The 19,552-nt window shown below is 64.4% G+C and carries 17 protein-coding genes and 1 pseudogene; 8 read left to right on the top strand and 10 right to left on the bottom strand.

Annotated features, from left to right (window positions below):
- Nucleotides 1-102 precede the first annotated feature (102 nt).
- Together VK804_RS27150 and VK804_RS27145 are read left to right on the top strand one after the other, a co-directional pair.
- Nucleotides 103-1,077 (top strand): tripartite tricarboxylate transporter substrate binding protein, encoded by a 975-nt coding sequence (locus VK804_RS27150; protein ID WP_325375969.1) that lies wholly within the window; start codon nucleotides 103-105, stop codon nucleotides 1,075-1,077.
- 2 nt (nucleotides 1,078-1,079) lie between these two features.
- Nucleotides 1,080-2,003 (top strand): fumarylacetoacetate hydrolase family protein, encoded by a 924-nt coding sequence (locus VK804_RS27145; protein ID WP_325375967.1) that lies wholly within the window; start codon nucleotides 1,080-1,082, stop codon nucleotides 2,001-2,003.
- 3 nt (nucleotides 2,004-2,006) lie between these two features.
- Here VK804_RS27145 and VK804_RS27140 read toward each other — a convergent pair whose 3' ends face one another.
- Together VK804_RS27140 and VK804_RS27135 are read right to left on the bottom strand one after the other, a co-directional pair.
- A complete protein-coding gene (locus VK804_RS27140; protein ID WP_325375965.1) occupies nucleotides 2,007-3,038 on the bottom strand; it encodes a TIGR01620 family protein in 1,032 nt (343 codons plus the stop codon).
- Nucleotides 3,035-4,504: a YcjX family protein gene (locus VK804_RS27135; protein WP_325375963.1), complete on the bottom strand. Its 1,470-nt coding sequence runs from the start codon at nucleotides 4,502-4,504 to the stop codon at nucleotides 3,035-3,037. The genes VK804_RS27140 and VK804_RS27135 overlap by 4 nt, the downstream gene beginning before the upstream one ends.
- A gap of 175 nt (nucleotides 4,505-4,679) precedes the next feature.
- Here VK804_RS27135 and trhA point away from each other — a divergent pair, with 175 nt between their 5' ends.
- Both trhA and VK804_RS27125 read left to right on the top strand, forming a co-directional pair.
- Nucleotides 4,680-5,375: a PAQR family membrane homeostasis protein TrhA gene (trhA, locus tag VK804_RS27130; RefSeq protein WP_325375961.1), complete on the top strand. Its 696-nt coding sequence runs from the start codon at nucleotides 4,680-4,682 to the stop codon at nucleotides 5,373-5,375.
- Nucleotides 5,376-5,397: 22 nt separating this feature from the next.
- The gene (locus tag VK804_RS27125; protein ID WP_325375959.1) at nucleotides 5,398-6,192 is read left to right on the top strand and encodes an SDR family oxidoreductase; all 795 of its coding nucleotides are present in this window, start codon (nucleotides 5,398-5,400) and stop codon (nucleotides 6,190-6,192) included.
- Between the two features lie 183 nt (nucleotides 6,193-6,375).
- Here VK804_RS27125 and mdlC read toward each other — a convergent pair whose 3' ends face one another.
- The 6 genes from mdlC to VK804_RS27095 all read right to left on the bottom strand — a co-directional run bounded on the left by mdlC (nucleotide 6,376) and on the right by VK804_RS27095 (nucleotide 13,967).
- Complete coding sequence (gene mdlC / locus VK804_RS27120; protein WP_325375957.1) at nucleotides 6,376-8,001, bottom strand: benzoylformate decarboxylase; 1,626 nt, start codon at nucleotides 7,999-8,001, stop codon at nucleotides 6,376-6,378.
- Nucleotides 8,002-8,104: 103 nt separating this feature from the next.
- Complete coding sequence (locus VK804_RS27115; protein WP_325375955.1) at nucleotides 8,105-8,971, bottom strand: FAS1-like dehydratase domain-containing protein; 867 nt, start codon at nucleotides 8,969-8,971, stop codon at nucleotides 8,105-8,107.
- Nucleotides 8,968-10,098 carry a CaiB/BaiF CoA-transferase family protein gene (locus VK804_RS27110; RefSeq protein ID WP_325375954.1) on the bottom strand — a complete coding sequence of 377 codons (1,131 nt, stop codon included), beginning with the start codon at nucleotides 10,096-10,098 and terminating at the stop codon, nucleotides 8,968-8,970. The genes VK804_RS27115 and VK804_RS27110 overlap by 4 nt, the downstream gene beginning before the upstream one ends.
- A gap of 9 nt (nucleotides 10,099-10,107) precedes the next feature.
- Nucleotides 10,108-11,277 carry an acyl-CoA dehydrogenase family protein gene (locus VK804_RS27105; RefSeq protein ID WP_325375952.1) on the bottom strand — a complete coding sequence of 390 codons (1,170 nt, stop codon included), beginning with the start codon at nucleotides 11,275-11,277 and terminating at the stop codon, nucleotides 10,108-10,110.
- 109 nt (nucleotides 11,278-11,386) lie between these two features.
- Nucleotides 11,387-12,661, bottom strand: coding sequence for a cytochrome P450 (locus tag VK804_RS27100; protein ID WP_325375950.1), 1,275 nt, complete (start codon nucleotides 12,659-12,661; stop codon nucleotides 11,387-11,389).
- A gap of 34 nt (nucleotides 12,662-12,695) precedes the next feature.
- Complete coding sequence (locus VK804_RS27095; protein WP_325375948.1) at nucleotides 12,696-13,967, bottom strand: cytochrome P450; 1,272 nt, start codon at nucleotides 13,965-13,967, stop codon at nucleotides 12,696-12,698.
- A gap of 239 nt (nucleotides 13,968-14,206) precedes the next feature.
- Here VK804_RS27095 and VK804_RS27090 point away from each other — a divergent pair, with 239 nt between their 5' ends.
- Nucleotides 14,207-15,379 carry an isovaleryl-CoA dehydrogenase gene (locus VK804_RS27090; RefSeq protein ID WP_325375947.1) on the top strand — a complete coding sequence of 391 codons (1,173 nt, stop codon included), beginning with the start codon at nucleotides 14,207-14,209 and terminating at the stop codon, nucleotides 15,377-15,379.
- 126 nt (nucleotides 15,380-15,505) lie between these two features.
- Here VK804_RS27090 and VK804_RS27085 read toward each other — a convergent pair whose 3' ends face one another.
- Nucleotides 15,506-16,318 (bottom strand): DUF2927 domain-containing protein, encoded by an 813-nt coding sequence (locus tag VK804_RS27085; protein ID WP_325375973.1) that lies wholly within the window; start codon nucleotides 16,316-16,318, stop codon nucleotides 15,506-15,508.
- A 124-nt stretch (nucleotides 16,319-16,442) separates the two neighbouring features.
- Here VK804_RS27085 and VK804_RS27080 point away from each other — a divergent pair.
- Nucleotides 16,443-16,732, top strand: a pseudogene (locus VK804_RS27080) (type II toxin-antitoxin system RelE/ParE family toxin).
- 2 nt (nucleotides 16,733-16,734) lie between these two features.
- The gene (locus VK804_RS27075) at nucleotides 16,735-17,031 is read left to right on the top strand and encodes an addiction module antidote protein (protein WP_325375946.1); all 297 of its coding nucleotides are present in this window, start codon (nucleotides 16,735-16,737) and stop codon (nucleotides 17,029-17,031) included.
- Between the two features lie 31 nt (nucleotides 17,032-17,062).
- Here the strand turns inward: VK804_RS27075 and VK804_RS27070 are convergent, their stop codons facing one another.
- Nucleotides 17,063-17,635 (bottom strand): L,D-transpeptidase, encoded by a 573-nt coding sequence (locus VK804_RS27070; protein ID WP_325375944.1) that lies wholly within the window; start codon nucleotides 17,633-17,635, stop codon nucleotides 17,063-17,065.
- Nucleotides 17,636-17,860: 225 nt separating this feature from the next.
- On the opposite strand from VK804_RS27070, the gene VK804_RS27065 reads away from it, so the two are divergent.
- Nucleotides 17,861-19,408, top strand: coding sequence for an acetolactate synthase large subunit (locus VK804_RS27065; RefSeq protein WP_325375942.1), 1,548 nt, complete (start codon nucleotides 17,861-17,863; stop codon nucleotides 19,406-19,408).
- Nucleotides 19,409-19,552: the final 144 nt, after the last annotated feature.

The raw sequence follows: 19,552 nt of genomic DNA, 5'->3' as shown, positions 1-19,552 counted from the left end.
CGCTGGCCGGTGATTTTACATCGCCGTCGCAGGGCGGCGATCGCCGTTCGGCGTTCGCGGCCTTGGCCGATGGCGCTCAGCCTGTCCCGGGAGAATTCTAGCATGCTGGTTCGTATTGCCGCCCTCGCGCTCTCGCTCATTGCGATGGCGCTGCCGGTCTCGGCCGCCGATTATCCCGATCACACCATCCGAATGATCGTGCCGTTTGCCGCCGGCGGCGGTACCGACGTGCTGGCGCGCATCGTCGCGCAAAACCTCAACGCCAAATTGGGCCAGCCGGTAGTGGTGGAAAATCAGCCGGGCGCGTCGGGCGCGATCGGCACCCGGTTTGCGATGAAAGCAGTACCCGATGGCTATACCTTGCTGATGGCCTCGACCGGCGCGCTGATGGCGGTTTCCGCCGGCGCCGACGGCGGCGGTCCGTTCGACGTCAACAAATATCTGACGCCGATCGTGATCGGCGCGGCGCCGCCCTATCTCCTGGTGGCGAGCCCGACGCTGCCGGTGAAGACCACGGCGGATCTGATCCGCTACGCCAAAGAAAAACCGGACGGCTTGACCTTCGGCTCGTCGGGTGTCGGCGCCGCCTCGCATCTGTCGGGGCTGCTGTTCGCCAGCCAGACCGGCATCAAGATGCTGCACGTGCCCTACAAGGGCACCGGACCCGCGGTCACCGATCTCCTCGGCGGCCGGATCGACGTGATGTTCGCGCCGGGACCGGTGGTGCAGCAATTCGTGGCCTCGGGCCAGCTCAAGGCGCTCGGCGTAACCGATACTAGACGATCGAAATTCTATCCGGATGTGCCGCCGGTTTCCGAAACCGTGCCCGGCTATGAATCGGTCGGCTGGTTCGGCCTGCTGGCGCCGCCGCAGACGCCGCCCGAGATCGTCAAGCAACTCAACGAGGTCATCGTCGCCGCGATGCAGACGAAGGAATTCCGCGATCATCTGGCGACGCTTGGCGCCGAACCGAAACCGCAGACCCCGGAAGAGTTCGGCCGCTACATCAACGCCGACGTCGCCAAATGGAGCAAGCTCGTGAAGGACAACGACGTGCAATTGCCGGGAGGAAAGTGACGATGCGACTGGCGACTTTTGTCGATCCGAACGTGGGCCACGCGCCGCGCTTCGGCATCGTTCGCGGCGAAAACATCGTCGATGTGATGGCGGCGGCGGACGCGCTGCATCGCGCGGTTCCGGCGACCACGGTCAAGATCGCGCTGACCAGCGGCGCACCGATCATTGCGGCGCTGGAAGAATTCGCGGTCGCGGCGGAAGACGCAAAGCTGCTTCGCCCGGTCGCCGGCCTGAAATTCCTGCCGCCGATTCCCGACCCATCGAAATTCTTCTGCGTCGGCAAGAACAACAGGAGGCATCGCGAGGAACTCGCCGCCAACAGGATGCTCACCGAGGTTCCGAACGAGCCGACCGGCTTCATCAAACTGATCTCGACGATGTCGGGCGACGGCGACGAAGTCGTCAAGCCCGCCGACATCACCAAGCTCGATTACGAGCCCGAGCTTTGCTATGTCGTCGGCAAGCGCGCGCATGGCGTCAAGAAGGCCGAGGCGATGGAGTATATTTCCGGCTTCACGCTGACCAACGACGTCAGCGCCCGCGAAATCCAGCAGCGCGAGGTGGCGTCCGGCAGCCGGTTCTGGACCGCGAAGAACATGCCGGGTTTTGCGCCGGTCGGCCCCTGGATCCTGACCATGGATGAGGCCGCCGATACCGACAATCTCTGGGTCACCTGCGACGTCAACGGCAAGCGCCGGCTGCGCGCCAACACCGGCGACTATCTCTACAAGATCGCTGACGTACTGGAGCACTTTTCGCGCTACGTCGTGTTCGAGCCCGGCGACCTCATCGCCATGGGCGCGCCGAGCGGCGTCGCCGTCGGGCAGCCCAATGCCGACGAGCTCTATCTGCGGCCCGGCGACGACATGGTGATCGCGTTCGAGGGATTGATGTCGCTGCGAACGAAGATCGTCGCCCCCGTTTAGCGGTCACTCTTCGCCGTCGCGCTTGCGCAAGAGGTCCTTCGCGAGATCGCCGAGCGCGGGCCGCGGCAACGCGGTGAACGGCAGCGGCCGCGTGACGTCGATCGCGGCCAGGCCCAGCCGGGCGGTGAGCAGGCCGTTGAGCACGCCCTCGCCGAGCCGCTGCGAGAGTTTTGCCGCGATGCCATGGCCGAGCACCTGCTGAATGAGACTATCGCTCGCCGCCATGCCGCCGGTGATGGCGACATGGGCGATGACATGGCGCAGCAGCGAGATCATGCCGAGCGCGCCGGGACGGCCGCCATAGAGCCGCGCCAGCTGCCGGATCAGCCGCAGCGAGGCGGCGAACACGAACAGCACGTCGACCACGGCGCGCGGACTGACCGCGGTGACGAGCGAGACGCGCTGGGCAGCCGACGACACCAGCCGGCGCGCCTCCTGGTCCAGCGGCGACATCAATTCGCGCTCGGCGAGGCGAATCATGTCGGCGCCGTCGATGATGTCGTCGGCATGGCCCTGCAGCGTGGCGCGGGCCCGCGCCAGATGCGGGTTCTGGTGCGCGATGCCCATCAGATCCCGTACGATGGCGCGGCTTTCGGCGCGGTCATCGCTCAGCAGCACCGCCGCGGCACGCTGATGCAGTTTTTCGATTGCCGCGAGCCGGATCAGCCCGAAGGCTTCGCGCGCGACAATCACCGCGAATGCCAGCGCGGCAACAATGGCAAGCGCCAGGCCGAGAATTCCAAAACCCTCGCCGCGCGCGAACAAATCCTCGATCAGATGGCTGATGCTGAGCCCGGTCGCGAGCACGACCAGTCCGCCGACCGCGCCCCAGAACAGCGTGCCCCAGCGAAAGCCGCGGCGCGTCGGGATCGGCGGCGGCTCGAGCGGAACCGGCAGCAGCGCCGGGTCGGCTTCCGGGGTGACATGGACGGTGCCGCGCGACGGGCGGCTGGTATCGTCCGGGTCCATCACGATGACGCCGGGGTCGTCGAGCTTGAAGGTCGCCGGCTTGCGGTGCGGGGCGCGCTCGCTCATTGCAGTCTGTCTCCGATCAGGAACTGGAGGGCGCGGTCAAGGCGGATGTGAGGCAAAGTGGGCCCATCGGGCTCCGCGTTCTCCAGCTGCGGCGGCCGGAAGCGCAGAAAGCGATAATCGCTCTTCTCGGCACTGGCGCTGGAAAGCCCGCGAAACGCGCCTTCGCCGGCGAACAGCGCTTCGGCGTCGGCCGGCAGATCGCCTGGAAAGGTCGCGACCTCGGTATTGCCGTCGAACGCCTCGCGGCCCGCGGTTTCGCCGGGGGCCGGCGTGCCGAGGATCGAGGGCAATTTGTCGCGGCCGCGCGCGACCATCGCCTCGCGGGTGGCGCGCACCGCGGACAGCGCCACCACGTCGATTAAGGCACCGGTGTCCTCGGCCCGCGCCACCGCGTTGGCCACGGTCCGCCGCAACACTGCCTCCAGGCGGTCATGGCTCGAATGGTGCAGGTGATCGGCCTTGGTCGCGGCGAACAATATGCGATCGATCCGGGGGCGGAACAGGCTGCTGATGAACGTGCTGCGGCCGATCCTGAAGCAATCGAGGATCCCGGCCAGCGCCGCCTCGAGATCGTGCAGCGCCTCGGGACCGGAGTTGAACGCCGAGAGCGCATCGACCAGCACCACCTGGCGGTCCAGCCGCGCGAAATGATCCCTGAAGAACGGCCGCACCACCACGTTCTTGTAGGCCTCGTAGCGCCTTGCCATCATCGCCCACAGCGATCCCTCGGGTGCCGCGCCGTCGTCCGGCAGATCAAGCGGCGCGAATGTCAGCGCCGGCGAGTGAGCGAGATTGCCCGGCATCAGGAAGCGGCCGGGCGGCAGCAGGCTCATGGCGAAGCGCTCGGCGCGGCAGGCGCGCAAATAGTCGGTGAACAGCCGCGCTGCGGTCAGCGCCGCCTGCTCGTCTTCCTCTCCCTCGGCGCTCAGCGTCGCCAGATAGGCGTGCCACTGTTCCGCGAGCCGCGCCCGCGGCCGTTCCCGCGACAGCGCGAGGCTCTCTTTCGACCATTGCTCGTAGCTCTTGTGCAGCAGCGGCAGGTCGAGCAGCCATTCGCCGGGATAGTCGACGATATCGAGCGTTAGCCGGCGATCGGCGCCGTTTTGCCGCTGATAGTCGATCACGAGCCGCAATTCGCTGATGTCGATCGTGGAGTTCGGCCAGCGGCGCGCTTCGATCAGGGTGCGCACATGATTTTCATAATCGAAGCGCGGCACCGCATCATCGGGCTGCGGTTCCAGCCGGGCGCGGGCGATCCGTCCGCTGGCGAACGGCTCGAACACCGGAAAGCGGCCGCCACGGGTGAGGCCGTGAATCAGCGCGGTGATAAATACGGTCTTGCCGGCCCGTGAAAGTCCGGTGACGCCGAGCCTGACCGTCGGATTGAAGAAGTGCTCGCCATAATCCCTAATCGCCCGCGCCGATAGGCGGGCTTCCTCGATCATCTCGGAAAAAACTGGGGCCATGCGGGCGGGGCTAATTCGATTTACGGGGGGCAATGCGGCGAGAACCATCCACAAAAGTGGCGATTGGCGGGGCAAAATCAAGTTTCATACTAAGGACGCGATTGGCGTTTTAAGGTTCGTTGACCACATCAGCGGTATCATCTATCGCTTCGCCACCAACGCTTGCCGAGCCGACATGACCATTTTCAGGCTGAAACAACTGGCCTCGACCTCCGTCCATGCCGCGGCCGGCGCCGTGCGCTGGAACTACGACCGAGCTGAATTGATCGCCGACGGGGTCGTGCACGGTATCGGCGTGTTCGGCGGCGTGGTCGCGGCTACGGTGCTGGTGGTGCTCACCGCCGTCTATGCCACGGCATTCGAAGTGGCCGTCGTCTCGGTCTATGTCGCCGGCCTGCTCGCCATGCTGGTGCTGTCGGCAACCTATAATCTGTGGCCGGTATCGCGCGCCAAATGGGTGCTGCGCCGCTTCGATCACTCGGCGATCTATGTGCTGATCGCGGCGACCTACACGCCGCTCATCACGGATATGAAGGACAGCATCTTCGCCATTGCGCTTCTGATCGGCGTCTGGTGTGTGGCGATCGTCGGCATCGTGATCAAGCTGGTTTTCCCCGGCCGTTTCGACCGGCTGGCGGTCGGCCTCTATCTGGCGATGGGCTGGAGCGGCTTCATGATCTACGACACCGTGGTGAAGTCGCTGCCTGCGCTGACCCTGTGGTTCATCGCGGCCGGTGGTCTGCTCTATAGTCTGGGGATCATCTTTCACGCCTGGCACCGGTTGCGTTTCCAGAACGCGATCTGGCATTCTTTCGTGCTGCTGGGCGCGGCCTGCCATTACACCGCGGTGCTCGACCTCGTTCTGACCTGAGAAATTTCCGGAAAGCCGCGCGATGCAGGTGACAGGCAAGGTCGTGGTTGTCACCGGCGGCGCCAACGGCATCGGGCGCGCGCTGTGCGAAAACTTCCATCGCGCCGGCGCCGCCAAAATTGTTGTCGCCGATCTCGATGGCGCGGGCGCGAAAGCGGTTGCCGCCTCGGTGCAGGGCGCGGCGTTCACCTGCGACGTTGGTCAGGAAAAGCATATCCAGCACGTCATCGAGGAGACCGAGCGCCAGTTCGGCCCGATCGCGCTGTTCTGCTCCAATGCCGGCATCGGCGGCGGTTTTGATCCCCTGTCGGAGAATGCCGGCGGGGTGTCCGACGAGCCGTGGGCGCGAAGCTGGGCGATCCACGTCATGGCGCATGTCTACGCCGCGCGGCACCTGATCCCGCGCATGAAGGCGCGCGGCGGCGGCTATTTCCTCAACACGATCTCCGCCGCCGGCCTGTTGTCGCAGGTCGGCAGCCCCGCTTATTCGACGACCAAGCACGCCGCGGTGGGATTTGCCGAGAATCTGGCGATCTCGCACAAGGCCGACGGCATCAAGGTTTCGATCCTGTGCCCGCAGGGCGTCGACACCAACATGCTGCGCTCGATCCCGAAGGGACCGCAATCCGGCGACGGCGACCTTTCGCCGGAGCAGGTGGCACAGGACGCGCTAAAGGGGATCGAGCAGGAAACGTTTGTCATCCTGCCGCACCCGCAGGTCGCGGGCTACATGCGCAAGAAGACCGAAAATTACGACCGCTGGATATCAGGCATGGCAAAGATCCAGGCGAAGATGCGGGAGAATTACGGGAAGTAACTCCGTCATTCCGGGATGGTCCGAAGGACCAGACCCGGAATCTCGAGATTCCGGGTTCGATACTTCGTATCGCCCCGGAATGACGAGGATATGTAGCCCGGATGCAGCGCTTGCGAAATCCGGGGCCTACATCGCCTTTGTTCCCCGGATTGCGCTTCGCTCCATCCAGGCTACGATTTCCGCCTAACGCGTCCGCGCGTAAAGCATCGGCACTGCGGAATCCACCATCACCTCGATCAGGCTCGTGCCGTTATGCGCCAAGCCGCGTTTCAGCGCGGGCGCCAGTTCCGCTGAACTGGTCACCCGCACCGCGTCGCAGCCCATGCCCTCCGCGATCTTCACAAAGTCGATGCCGGGCAGATCGAGCCCGGGCACATTGCGGACCTGCATCACCTGGCTGAACGAGCGCATCGCGCCGTAGCCCTGGTTGTTGATCACCACGACCGTCAGCGGCAGCTTGCGCTGCGCGGCGGTCCACAGCGCCTGGATCGAATACATCGCCGAGCCGTCGCCGATCAGGCAGGTGGTGCGGATGCCGGGCCGGCCGAGCGCGATGCCGACCGCGGCCGGGAGGCTGTAGCCGAGGCCGCCGCTCGCCATGGTGTAAAAGCTGTCCTGCCCGCGCATAGGCATGAATTTTTGCATCGCCGGCCGGTGCGAGGGCGCTTCCTCCACCAGCACGGCATCGTCGCGCATGGCGGCCGACAGCGCGTGCAACAGATATTCGACCGGGATCGGATCGCCTGCATCAGGCGCCGACGGCAGGGTGCGTCCCGACGTTACCGCGCGCTTTGTCTCCGGCAGCAATTCCAGCAGCATCGTCAGCGCGGGTTTCATGGTGGCGATGATGCTGGTGCCATGTGGCGTCACGGCTGCCGCCGTGGGATCGTCGGTGATCTGGAAAATCGTGGTCGCGCCGTCGAAGATAGCGGCATGGCCTTCGACGTGGAACGTAAACGCCGGCGCGCCGATCACGACCACGAGGTCGTGACCGCGCAGCGCTTCCGAAAGTTGCCCGGGCGAGGCGTGTAAAAACCCTGCGAATTGCGGGTGCCGCTCCGGGAAACTGCAGCGCGCCGAGAACGGGCTGACCCACACCGACGCCTGCGTCTTTTCCGCGACCTTGACCATGAGATCGACCGCTTGCGCGCGATCGACACCGGGGCCGACCACGAGGGCAGGGTGCTCGCTCGCCGCGAGCGCCGCGACAAGCGCCTGCATCGCACTGGCGTCGGGGCCGAGTTCGCGGCTGACGTGACGGGCTTCGATCGGTTGCGTCTGATGGGTCCAGTCGTCGATCGGCACCGACACGAAAGTCGGGCCGCAGGGCGGCTGCATGGCCACGTAATAGGCGCGCGCGATCGCCGCCGGAACGTCCTCGGCGCGGGCGGGCTCGACCGAGAATTTGACATAGGGACGTGGAAATTCCGACGCGCGCTCGGCGTAAAGAAAAGGCTGCAGCGGCAGGATGCTGCGCGCCTGCTGGCCCGCCGTGATCACCAGCGGCGTCTGGTTGCGGTGCGCGGTAAAGATGTTGCCGAGCGCGTTGCCGACGCCGGCGCCCGAATGCAGATTGACAAAACCGGCGTTGCGGGTGGCCTGCGCGTAGCCGTCGGCCATGCCGACCACGGAGGCCTCCTGCAGGCCCAGCACATAGTCGATATCGTCGGGCCAGTCGGCGAGGAACGGCAATTCCGTCGAGCCGGGATTGCCGAACACCTTCTTGATGCCGAACGCGCGCAGCAGGTCAAGGGTTGCCTGTTTAACCGTGACAAGCTTGTTTGCTGGCGTTGCTGGTTTGCGGGACAATGCTGTTTGCCTCTACGTCATTCCGGGGCGATGCGAAGCATCGAACCGGGAATCTCGAGATTCCGGGTTCGCGTCTTCGACGCGCCCCGGAATGACGGACACCTCACCACGTCGCGGTGCCCTTCATGGTCGGCTGGCCGGCTGAATTCGCGGTCCACAATTCCATGCCGGCCGGGGTTTCGCTGGCGTTGACGCTGAACTCGCTGCCCTCGAACAGGGGCTGCAGCCCGCGATAGCTGAATTTCTTCGGCGCCGCGCCGCCGTGCAGTTTTGCGCCGAATTCCACCAGGAACGCCGCCTGCAGGGGCCCGTGAAAAATCAGGCCGGGATAGCCCTCGACCCTGGTGACGTAATCGCGGTCGTAATGGATACGGTGGCCGTTGAAGGTCAGCGCCGAGTAACGAAACAGCAGCACCGGATCGGCCATGTGGCTTTCGCGGTGTGTTGCGACGGGCGGCGCTGGCGCCGGCTTGGTGGTCGCGGACGGCTGCGCTCTCGACATGTCCCGATAGACGATGTCCTGCCGCTCGCGCAGCGCGGTGCCGCGCGGCGTCGTCACCAGATGGTCGACGGAAACGAAACACAGCACGCCGGTGCTGCCGGTCTTCATGGCCACATCGGCGATGCGCGAGGTCCGCGTCACCTCGTCGCCGACGCACAAGGCGCTGAAGAATTCCAGCTCGCCGCCGGCCCACATCCGACGCGGCAGCGGCACCGGCGGCAGGAAATCGCCGCGGGTCGGATGGCCGTCGGGACCCAGTTCCGACATCGGGTAGACCGGCTGCGCCAGGCACCAATGCACCGTCCACGGCGCGGCATCGCCGACCTTCGGCTCGCCGATCTCCATGAACAGGGTGGCGCGAAGGCCTTTCACGATTTGCGCGGTGACGATGCCGGAGGCCTGGTTGCTGCGCCCGATCCACCGCCGCAAATGGTCGATATCCAGTTTTTCATCGAGTTTTGCGGTCATGACGATCGGGTCCGGACTTTGGGAAGTTCGCTCGTGCCGACGCGCTCGCCGATGGCGGGCACGGCGCCATAGTGGCGCGGCTGATCGACGAAAATGGCGGCCGGCGCGGGATGGCTCACGGGTCCTGCCGGGGTGTCGACTTCGATGCGGCGCAAATGCGGATGAACGGCGAGGTCGGCCATGGTGTTGACCTCGGCGAAGGCGATGTCGGCGTCCGACAGGCGTTTCAGCAACTCATCCCGCGTCATGGTGGCAAAGCTGTCGCCGACGGTTTTGTCAGTGAGGGCGCGGTTGCGAACCCGCTCGATCATGTTGGAGAACCGGGGATCGTCAGGCAAAGCCGGCTGGCCCAGCACGTCAGCGCAGAGTTTCTTCCATTCGCGTTCGCTCTGGATCGAAATCAGGATTTCCCTGCCGTCCTTCGAGCGGAACACGCCATAGGGCGCGATCGACGGGTGGGCCAGACCCATTCGCTGCGGCGGATTGCCGGCTTCCGCATTGAGCAAGGGCGTCGTCAGCCAGTCGGCCATCACGTCGAACATCGAAATCCGGATATCGGCCCCCTTGCCGTCGCGCGACCGCGCGATCAGGGCTTCGAGGATCGAGGCGTGCGCGGTGGCGCCGGTTGCGACATCGACGATCGAGACGCCGACGCGCGAGGGGCCCTCCGGGCCGCCGGTGATCGAGGCCAGCCCGCTCTCGGCCTGGATCAGGAGATCATAGGCCTTGCGTTGCGCGTAAGGCCCGTCATCGCCATAGCCCGTGATGGTGCAGCAGATGAGTTTTGGATAATCCCTGCGCAGACGCTCCAGCGTGAAGCCGAGCCTGTCCATCGAGCCGGGTTTCAGGTTCTGCAGCAGCACGTCGGCGCCGCCGATCAGTTGTTCGAGATGCTGGCGGCCCTCCCTGGTGGCAAGGTCGATCACCACCGAATCCTTGCCACGGTTGAGCCAGACGAAATAGCTGCTCTGCCCCCTGGCGGCCGCGTCATAACCGCGGGCAAAATCGCCCTCGGGCCGTTCGATCTTGATGACGTGGGCGCCGGCATCCGCGAGCCGCGAACTGCAAAATGGCGCGGCGACCGCCTGTTCGACGGCGATGACGGTAATCCCTTCAAGCGGCAACATCTGTTGTTCTCAGTAGGAGCGGGGCATGCCGAGCACGTGTTCGGCGATGTAGGACAACACGAGATTGGTCGAGATCGGCGCCACCTGATAGAGGCGGGTTTCGCGGAACTTGCGCTCGATGTCATATTCTTCGGCAAAGCCAAAGCCGCCATGGGTCTGAACGCAGGCGTTGGCGGCTTCCCAGGAAGCATCGGCCCCCAGCATTTTTGCCATGTTGGCCTCGGCGCCGCAATCGAGCCCCGCCTCGTATTTGCGGGTGGCTTCCTTCACCATCAGTTCGGCCGCGCGCATCGCCGCATAGGCCTTGGCGATCGGAAACTGAATGCCCTGGTTCTGGCCGATCGGCCGGCCGAACACCGCGCGCTCCCTGGCGTAATCCGACGCCTTGGCGATGAACCATTTGGCGTCGCCGATGCATTCGGCGGCGATCAGGATGCGCTCGGCGTTCATGCCGGACAGGATGTAGCGAAACCCCTTGCCTTCCTCGCCGATCAGGTTTTCCGCCGGCACCCGCATGTCCGTGAAGAATACCTCGGTGGTGGAGTGGTTCATCATGGTACGGATCGGGCGGATCGACAGTCCGGCCTGCTTGGCTTCCTGCATGTCGACGATGAACACCGACAGGCCGTCGGTGCGCTTTTTGACCTGCTCCTTCGGCGTGGTGCGCGCCAGCAGGATCATCAGGTCGGAATATTCGGCCCGGCTGGTCCAGATCTTCTGGCCGTTGACGATGTAGCTGTCGTTGCCCTCGCGCCTGGCAAAGGTCTTCAGCGAGGAGGTGTCGGTGCCGCTGGAAGGCTCCGTGACGCCGAACGCCTGCAGCCGCAACTCGCCGCTGGCGATCTTCGGCAGCCATTTCGCCTTCTGCTCGTCGCTGCCGTGCCGCAGCACCGTCCCCATGGTGTACATCTGGGCATGGCAGCCGCCGCCGTTGCAGCCCGCGCGCTGAATCTCTTCCAGGATTGCGGCCGCCGCCGAAAGCTTCAGCCCGGCGCCGCCATATTCTTCCGGGATCAGCACCGAGAGGTAGCCGGCTTCGGTCAGCGCATCGACGAAGGCTTGCGGATAGGCCATCTCGCGATCGAGCTTGCGCCAGTATTCGCCGGGGAATTGCGCGCATAGTTTTCCGACGGCATCGCGGATGTCGGCGTATTCTTCGGTTGTTTCTGTAGCGGTCATTGGAACTCGGTCGGCGGATCGAGGGTGCGGATGGTGGGCACGGCGCGACGCCTTTGCCCACCCTACGATCTCAGCACGTACGGTGGGCAAAGCGCAAGCGTGCCCACCACTAGGCTGGAATGCGCACCGGCAGGGATTCGATGCCGCGCACGAAACTCGAATAAACCCGCTTCGGCTCGCCGACCACCTCGATCCGCTCGAACCGCTTCAAAATCTCCTGCCACACGATCTTCAATTGCAGCTCCGCCAGCCGCATGCCGACGCAGCGGTGGATGCCGAAGCCGAACGACAGATGGGTGCGCGGCCGGGCGCGGTCGATGATGAATTCCTCGGGCTTCTCGATGCCCTCCTCGTCGCGGTTGCCCGAGACGTACCACATCACCACGCGATCGCCCTTTTTGATGTTCTTGCCCCCGATTTCGGTATCGACCATGGCGGTGCGCCGCATATGGGCGAGCGGCGTCTGCCAGCGGATCACCTCGGGCACCATCGAATCGATCAGCGCCGGATTGTCGCGCAGCTTCCGGTACTGCTCGGGATGCTCGTTCAACGCCAGCACCGAGCCGCTCATGGTGTTGCGGGTGGTGTCGTTGCCGCCGACGATCAGCAGGATGATGTTGCCCATCAAATTGTCGGGGTCCATGTAGCGGGTGGCATCGCTATGCGCCATCATCGAGATCAGGTCGTTGCGCGGCTCGGCATTGACGCGCTCGTTCCAGAGTTTTGTGAAATACGCCGCGCATTCGTCCATCTCCTGCCGGCGCTGCTCGGCGGATTCGACGATCCCGCCTTTCGGCAGCGCCGTGGAGACGTCGGACCAGCGCGTCAGCTTGCGACGTTCCTCGAACGGAAAATCGAACAGCGTCGCCAGCATCTGGGTGGTCAGTTCGATCGACACCCGGTCGACGAAGTTGAAGGTCTCGTTGCGGGGCAGCGCATCCAGCACCTTGGCGGTGCGTTCGCGGATCAGGATCGCGAGTTCGTCGAGATGGGTCGGGGTAAACATCGGCGAGACGGTCTTGCGCTGGGCCGAATGCCGCGGCTGGTCCATCGCGATGAAGCTCGGGTAATCGTAGCCCGGCGGCACGTCGCGGATCGAGATGCCGCCGAGCGAGACGTCGGACGAGAAGATGCCGTGGTTGGTGTCGACATGCATGATGTCGTTGTATTTGGTGACCGACCAATAGGGCTCGATCGGCGCGTTGGTGCAGTAATGCACCGGCTCTTCCTTGCGCAGCCGTTCGAAGAAAGGCCACAGCGTGTCGTTCTGGAACAGTCTCGGCGCGCCCGGGTGAAATTCGCTGAGCGGCGTGGAATAGGCCTCCTCGCGCGCCAAACGCTGAAGCTCGGCCTTGTCGGCCCGGACCGCTGTCTGGATGTTCATCGCTCGTCGTCCAAATGATATGTGCCGGCGCCGATCAGCCGGCGATACGCACCGGCAAGGTTTCGTAACCCTTCACAAAACTCGAATACACCCGCTTCGGTTCGCCGACCACCTCAATATTGTCGAAACGCTTCAGGATTTCCTCCCAGATGATCTTCAATTGCAGCTCGGCCAGCCGGATTCCGACGCAGCGATGGATGCCGAAGCCGAAGGAGAGGTGGGTGCGCGGCCGCGCCCGGTCGATGATGAATTCGTAGGGCCGATCGATCACCGCTTCGTCGCGGTTGCCCGAGACGTACCACATCACGACCTTGTCGCCCTTCCTGATCTGCTTGCCGCGGAACTCGAAATCCTCGAGCGCGGTGCGGCGCATATGCGCCAGCGGCGTCTGCCAGCGGATCACCTCCGGCACGAAACTGTCGATCAGCGCCGGATTTTCGCGCAGCTTGCGGTACTGGCCCGGATGCTGGCTCAGCGCATAGATGCTGCCGGACATGGTGTTGCGGGTGGTGTCGTTGCCGCCGACGATCAACAGGATCAGGTTGCCGAGGAAGTTCTTCGGGTCCATGTCGCGGGTGGCATCGGCGTGCGCCATCATCGACAACAGGTCGCTCTTCGGCGGCTGGTTGATGCGATCCTTCCACAGTCTTGCGAAATAGCTCGCGCAGTCCAACAGCTCGACCTGGCGGTCGTCTTCGGTCGCCACCACGCCGTCCGGCCCCGGAAGCGTCGTCGCGACGTCGGACCAGCGTGTCAGCTTGCGGCGGTCCTCCCAGGGGAAGTCGAACAGCACGGCGAGCATCTGGGTGGTCAGTTCGATCGAAACCTGGTCGACGAAGTCGAACACGTCGTTGACAGGCAGGTTGTCAAGGCACTCGGCCGAACGCTGGCGGATGCTGATCGCGAGCTGGTCGAGATGGGTAGGCGTGAACATCGGCGCCACGGTCTTGCGCTGCGCGCTGTGGCGCGGCTGGTCCATGGCGATGAAGCTTTCGCGCCGCAGGTCGGTCGGCGCGTCGCGGATGGTGATGCCGCCGAGCGAGGCCGCCGACGAGAACACCGCGTGATTGGTTTCGATATCCATGATGTCGTTGTATTTGGTTACCGACCAATACGGTCCGAACACGCTGTCCCGGCAGTAATGCACCGGCTCTTCCTTGCGCAGCCGGTCGAAATACGGCCAGAAGGAGTCGGAGCGAAACAATTCGGGATCGCCGGGATTCATTTCCGCCAGCGGGATCGAATAAGCGTGCTTTCGCGCGGCTTCCTGATTGGCGTCCTGAACGGCATCGATCGTCCCGTGCATCGGGCAGCTCCGTGATTGTCCGGGTTTAGCTTCCGGGCGGCTGTTTGGAGCGAATTACATCCCGTTGCGCGCGCCAGAGCAAGGGCGAGTTTGGCCATGCCAGCGCATCGGTCGATGGTTTTCCGTGGTATACAACGGAGGCCCTTTGCGGCACCTTCCTGCCGTGACAAGCCTGTTGCCAAAGATTAAGGCTGTAGGCCCAAGTGAAGCCGCACGACTTGTCCGGAGGCCGCCCGACCATGATCCCGAACACGCATCGGATGTTCAACTTCGATCTCGGCGAAACCGCCGACGCGATCCGCGATACCGTGCGCGATTTCGCAAGCCACGAGATCGCGCCGCGCGCCGACGAGATCGACAGGAGCAATCAATTCCCGAGGGATCTCTGGCCGAAGCTCGGCGCGCTCGGCCTGCACGGCATCACCGTCGAGGAGGAGTTCGGCGGCTCCGGGCTCGGCTATCTCGAGCATTGTCTTGCGATGGAAGAAATCTCGCGCGCTTCGGCCGCGGTCGGCCTGTCCTACGGCGCGCATTCCAATCTCTGCGTCAACCAGCTGCGCCGCAACGGCAGCGACACGCAGAAGCGGAAATACCTGCCGAAACTGATTTCCGGCGAGCAGGTCGGCGCGCTGGCGATGTCGGAGCCCGGCGCCGGCTCCGACGTGGTGTCGATGTCGACCCGCGCCGAGAAGAAGGGCGATCGCTATGTCCTGAACGGCAGCAAGATGTGGATCACCAACGGACCGATCGCCGAGACGCTGGTGGTCTATGCCAAGACCGATCCTGCCGCCGGCCCCCGCGGCATCACCGCCTTCATCATTGAAAAGGGCATGAAGGGATTTTCCACCGCCCAAAAACTCGACAAGCTCGGCATGCGCGGCTCCGACACCGGCGAACTGGTGTTCGACAATTGCGAGGTGCCGGAGGAGAACGTGCTCGGCGAGGTCGGGCGCGGCGTCAACGTCCTGATGTCCGGCCTCGATTACGAACGCACGGTGCTGGCCGCCGGCCCGCTCGGGATCATGCAGGCCTGCATGGACGTGGTGATGCCCTATGTGCACGAGCGCAAGCAGTTCGGCCAGCCGATCGGCGTTTTTCAATTGGTGCAGGGCAAGATCGCCGACATGTACACGACCATGAATGCCTCGCGCGCCTATGTCTATGCGGTGGCCAAAGCCTGCGACCGCGGCGAGACTACGCGGGAGGATGCCGCCGGCGCCATTCTCTATGCCTCCGAGAAGGCGACGCAATGCGCGCTGGATGCGATCCAGCTGCTCGGCGGCAACGGCTATATCAACGACTATCCCACCGGGCGGCTGCTCCGCGACGCAAAACTCTACGAGATCGGCGCCGGCACCAGCGAAATCCGCCGCATGCTGATCGGGCGCGAGCTGTTCGAGAAATCGGCGTAGTGCAATGAACGGCTAACGTCCGTCATGCCCGGCCTCGTGCCGGGCATCCACGTCTTAATCTGGCGTGGCAACAAAGCAGGACGTGGATGGCCGGGACAAGCCCGGCCATGACGGAGAAAATCTCATTCACTCCTTTAAGTCATTCACCTTCCTCACCCACACCCGCACATCCGCCAGCACTTCGGGCAGCACGGCCTTGACCTGCTCGACGGTCATGCCGGCCTTGATGCGCGGGTCATACAGGATATTCAGGATGTACTGGTCGTAGACGTCGAAGAACCCCATCGACACTTGGTCGTTGAACATGGTCCAGGGCACCGAGGAGGTGTCGTTGATCGGACCGAGCGACTGCAACAGTTCCTCGTAGGCGCAATCCAGGAAGGTGAAATCGCCGTTGTCGACGGTGAGGATGACGTCGGAATGCTCGATTTCGTAATTGTCGTTCTTGCGGAAGCCGGACAGGCATTGCGGATCGAGCGAGCTGCGGATTTCCCTGGCCCGTTCGCTGCCGTAGAATTTTGCGATGGTGCGATAGAGGTCGCGGTCGTGCACCAGGTTGACCGTGATGTTGGCGGCGTCGCGGCTCTCGGCCATCGCGATGTCGAGATGGGCAATGCGCTTGCCGATGTCGGCGACGACATTGGCAAGCTGTGCCTTGCGGTCGGGACGGTTGCCGTCGGCGAACACCCGCACCGGCATGACATATTTGCGGATGCGGTCGACCCGGCCGGCCAGATGAAACTCGGCGCCGAACGCGGTTTTGAAGAATCCCTCCGCGATCTCGCTGTCGGTAAAACTCTTCTTCTCCGCGCGCTGGCGCGAGGCGATGGCGGGAATTTCGGCCGATCGCGCCGGCGGCGAGGCGAGGTTGCCGAACACGATGGCGGCGAAGGCGAGCGCGAATATTCTTAGAACCTGGGAAGACCGGCGAGAGGCCATCATTGCATGGCGACGCTGCCGCAATCGGCGGGTACGCGCAAGGCTCGCGTAGCCGGCCAAAGATCGCGGACAATTGGCATTGGAACTGGTTGTCAACGATCGAATTGTAGCGTATACGATACACGTGCCGACAGTGACCCGGACGGAAGAGTATGCCGCGTGGTTCCGTAAGCTTCGCGATGCCCGGGCCAAAGCGAAAATTTTGACCCGCATTGATCGGCTGCTGGATGGCAACGCCGGCGACGTTGCACCCATCGGCGATGGGCTCAGCGAGCTGCGGATTCATTACGGGCCGGGGTACCGCGTCTATTTCGCTACCGCGGCGACACCCTGATCTTGCTACTTGTCGGCGGGGACAAGGATAGCCAGCAGCGCGATATCGAGACCGCTAGGCGGCTCGCACAGGAGTACTGACGATGGCAAAGGTCAAAACAGCCCGCGCTTATGATCCGGCAGAATTTCTGGATAGCCCGGAGGTCGTCGCCGAATACCTCACCGAAGCGCTCGAAACCGACGACGAGGTGATTATCGCGAAGGCGATCGGCACCGTCGCGCGCGCGCAGGGCACGGGCGCCGTTGCGGAGACCGCCGGCGTCTCCAGGGAAAATCTTTATCGTGCGCTCAGCGGTGAGACCCGGCCCGAATTCGAGACCATCCGCAAGGTGCTCGGCGCGCTCGGCGTGCAGCTGGTGGCGAAACCGCGGGTGGCCTGATCAAAAAGCCGGTCGCGGGCCAAAAGATATTTCAGTTCTTCACCACCACAGTGGCGCCGACGGAAACCCGATTGTAGAGATCGGTGACATCCTCATTGGTCATGCGGAAGCAGCCGGACGATACCGCCTGGCCGATCGTCTCCGGTTCGTTGGAACCGTGGATCCGGTACAGCGTCGAGCCCAGATACATGGCGCGGGCGCCGAGCGGATTGTCGATGCCGCCGGGCATGTAGCGCGGCAGATCGGGCCGCCGCGCCCGCATTTGCGAGGGCGGTGTCCAGCCCGGCCACTCCTTCTTGGCGGAGATGCGGTGCACCCCGCTCCAGCGAAAGCCGTCGCGGCCGACACCGATGCCATAGCGCAGCGCCTGGCCGTTGGGCAGCACCAGGTAGAGCCTGCGCTCGGCGGTGTTGATGAAGATGGTGCCGGGCGCGTAATCGCCCGTGAAGCTGACGGTCTGCCGCGGGATCGGGTTCGCGCCGCCGAGCATGAAATTGGGCCCGCCGCCCATGATGTCGCGCGAGTCGTAACCCTGGGCCTGCGCGTGGCCGGCGCCGGCCATGATCGTCACAGCCGCCAACAGGAAAGCCAAAGCCCGGTTCATTCTTCGCCCTCGCAAAAAACCGATTTGGCCGCAAGACAGGCCACAATTGCCGCGATTTCGCAAGCAATGAGCCCGCGAGCGGCGCGATTTTCAAAGGCCGCGGTTAAAAAAGGCCATCAGCGTTGCCGCGATGGCAGCAATGTCCGGGGAAACCTTTGACGAAACGCGCTGGGAATGATTGATCTCCCCATGAACCCAAAGAAGCCTCGTCAACGGGAGTGAATGATGAACGGTGCGGAAAGTCTGGTGCGGACCCTGGTCGCGGGCGGCGTTGACGTCTGCTTTGCCAACCCCGGCACCTCCGAGATGCATTTTGTCGCAGCACTTGACCGCGTCGAGGGCATGCGCTGCGTGCTCGGCCTGTTCGAGGGCGTGGTGACGGGCGCGGCCGACGGCTATTTCCGCATGAAGGGCACGCCCGCCTCGACGCTGTTGCATCTCGGCCCCGGTCTCGCCAATGGGCTTGCCAACCTGCACAACGCCAAGAAGGCGCATTCCGGCATCGTCAACATCGTCGGCCAGCATGCGACCTATCACATCGGCCTCAACGCGCCGCTGACCTCGGATATCGAGGGGCTGGCGCGGCCGATGTCGGATTGGGTGCGGACCTCGCCGGATGCCAAGTCGGTCTCCGCCGACGGCGCCGCGGCGATCGCCGCCGCCAGCAGCTCACCGCCTGTTATCGCGACCCTGATCCTGCCGGCTGACACCGCCTGGAACGAGGCCGATGGCATCGCGAAGGTTCCCGGCCCGAAGCAGCAACCGGGCTTTTCGACGGAGGCGGTCGAAAAGGCGGCCAAGGTGCTGCACTCCGGCGGCGACACCAATCTCCTGCTCGTCACCGGCGGCGCCTTGACCGAAAAGGGCCTGGCGCTGGCGCAGCAGATCGCCGGCAAGACCGGCTGCAAGGTGATGGGCCAGACCTATCACCCGCGCATGGCGCGCGGCCGCGGCCGTTTCTCGATCGACCGCATTCCCTATGTGATCGAGCAGGCCTTGCCGATCCTGAAGAACTTCAAGAACATCGTGCTGGTCGAGGCTCGCGACCCGATCGCCTTCTTCGCCTATCCGAACAAGCCGAGCATGCTCAAGCCCGAGGGCTGCGAGGTGCATCAAATGACTGCATGGGGCGAGAACTCGGTCGCGGCGCTGGAAGCGCTCGCGGACGCGCTCGGCGCGAGGCCTGCCGATATCAAGCCGCAGAAGCTCGCCGAGCTTTCCAGGCCGACCGGCGCGCTGACGCATGCCTCGATCGCGCAGGCGATCGCCATGGCGATCCCGGAAAACGCCATCGTGGTCGACGAATCCATCACCACCGGGCGCGGCTTCTTTCCGCCGACGGCCGCCGCCGCCCCGCACGACTGGCTGCAGAACATGGGCGGCTCGATCGGGTTTTCGACCCCGGTTGCGACCGGAGCTGCGGTCGCCTGCCCCGACCGCAAGGTGATCTGCATGGTCGGCGACGGCAGCGCGATGTACACCATCCAGTCGCTGTGGACCCAGGCCCGCGAGAACCTCAACGTCACCACCATCGTGTTCGCCAACCGCATCTATCAAATCCTGCGCGGCGAATTCGACGGCGTCGGCGCCGGCGAGCCCGGCCAGCGCGCCCAGGACATGCTGAAGCTCGACCGCCCGACCATCGATTTCGTCGCGCTCGCCAAAGGCATGGGCGTCGAGGGGCGCGCGGTCACCACCGTGGACGAATTGGTCGCGGCGCTGGCGGAGGCCATTCCGGAGAAGGGGCCGCGGCTGATCGAAGTGCGGATGTGAGGGCGAGCGGCGCGTCGGCTTTACTAAACTCGTCATGCCCGGGCTTGACCCGGGCATCCATCAACCTTCAAAGTTTCTTGCGAAGAGGATGGATTGCCGGGTCAAGCCCGGCAATGACGAAGACAGGTGCATTCCCGGTCAGGC

Source organism: Bradyrhizobium sp. (assembly GCF_035484855.1).
Taxonomy (GTDB): domain Bacteria; phylum Pseudomonadota; class Alphaproteobacteria; order Rhizobiales; family Xanthobacteraceae; genus Bradyrhizobium.
This window is presented reverse-complemented; position numbering and strand designations above follow the sequence as displayed.